A 1,639-nucleotide genomic window follows, 5' to 3' on the forward strand; every position below is an offset into this window, starting at 1 on the left:
ATGGCAGTTCCATAACAGTCTATGAATCGGTTTAAATTTGTTCAAACAGCAGAATTTATTGGAAACGATGGCTCAGTGAGATTTGCTGCTGAAACAGCTGGTAGCTGATTTAAGCTTGGATAAGCAGATGTTGCAGGATGTTCTGTCAAAAAAGCTTTAAAGCCAGGTAAGAAGCGGGAACTGGCTGTTTCTCTTCAGGATGGCTATCGGATAAGTGTTCGTAGGAGCTGTGCAGTTTTAATGATAAGCCGTAGCGTATTCCAATACCGCTCATGCCGTGGTGAAGATACTGTTATAAGACACCGTATCAGGGAAATAGCCGAAACAAGAGTTCGTTATGGCTATCAGCGTATTCATGTGCTGCTTCAACGAGAAGGCTGGGTCATCAATCATAAGAAAGTTCATCGCATTTATTGCGAAGAAGGTCTTAATCTTCGAAGGAAGCGACCTCGACGACATGTAGCAGGTAGCCACAGAGAGGAGCGGTCGCAGGCCTCTACTTTAAACGAATGCTGGAGTATGGATTTTGTTTCCGATAACCTGTTCAATGGTAAGAAAATACGGGCATTAACTATAGTGGATAATTTTAGTCGCGAATGCCTAGCTATTTATGTAGGACAAGCTATCCGAGGTGAAGAAGTCGTGGGCGTTCTTGAAGGACTTAGAGTACTGGAAAACAAACAGCCGAAATCTATCCGCATTGACAATGGTCCTGAGTTTATTTCAAAAATATTGGATAAGTGGGCTTATCAGAATCACGTAACTCTGGATTTCTCAAGGCCTGGAAAACCAACAGACAATGCCTTTATTGAGTCATTTAATGGGAGTTTTCGGGATGAATGCTTGAATAGCCACTGGTTTCTTTCTCTTGAAGATGCTAAAAACAAAATTGAAGAATGGCGACTGGATTATAATGATTTCCGACCTCATTCTTCACTGAACAATTTGACTCCAAATCAGTTCAAACAGAAGGTGTTAAGTGCCGGTTTTTCTAATTAATGCTGGATCGATTTTGGGGAGAGGATCATAATGTTGGCTTTCTCATCGAGCCCCTGGTACTAATTGAGGGGAAAGGTCAGGTCTATTGGATTCAATTTCTTTTTTGGCCTGTTGAAAAAAGGTTTGTCCGCTGGATTGCCACAATTTAGGGGAATAACCTGTTAGCGCTATAGCGCCAACAACCAATAAACCAGGTAGAATACCAGTTAAAATAATACCTAAAATTAATGCAGCATTTTTAGTAAAATGCTTCCATCCTTCATCGTGATGCTTAACCAATGTAGCATTTGCACTATATAATTGGGTATAGAATAATTCAATTTTTTCGCGAGACTCCTTCTTTTTAGAACCAAGTATTCCTTGAAGCCCATAAAGAATTTTAATTTTTTGTTCTAAAATTGTCGAATTTTTATCAGATGGCTCATTCTCAATCCCTCTAGAATTACTTGCTAAAGAATTTTTCTTAACTAAAGATGATAAATATTCGTCAGTTAAACGGGCTACTTCTTTTATAATCTTTAGATCTATTGAATCTTGACTTGCCACAATATTGTTAATGACTGACTCTTCTTTGTTAATGACTGACTCTTCTTTGTTAATGACTGACTCTTCTTTGTTAATGACTGACTCTTCTTTGTTA

Annotated in this window: 2 pseudogenes; one reads left to right on the forward strand and one right to left on the reverse strand. The window is 38.7% G+C overall.

Annotated elements, in window-relative coordinates:
- Positions 1–88: 88 nt before the first annotated feature.
- Positions 89–999 (forward strand): annotated as a pseudogene (locus Lfee_RS12100) (IS3 family transposase); the annotation flags it as partial.
- Positions 1,000–1,041: 42 nt separating this feature from the next.
- Here the strand turns inward: Lfee_RS12100 and Lfee_RS12105 are convergent.
- A pseudogene (locus Lfee_RS12105) lies at positions 1,042–1,639 on the reverse strand (hypothetical protein); the annotation flags it as partial.

The organism is Legionella feeleii, assembly GCF_001467625.1.
GTDB classification, from domain to species: domain Bacteria; phylum Pseudomonadota; class Gammaproteobacteria; order Legionellales; family Legionellaceae; genus Tatlockia; species Tatlockia feeleii.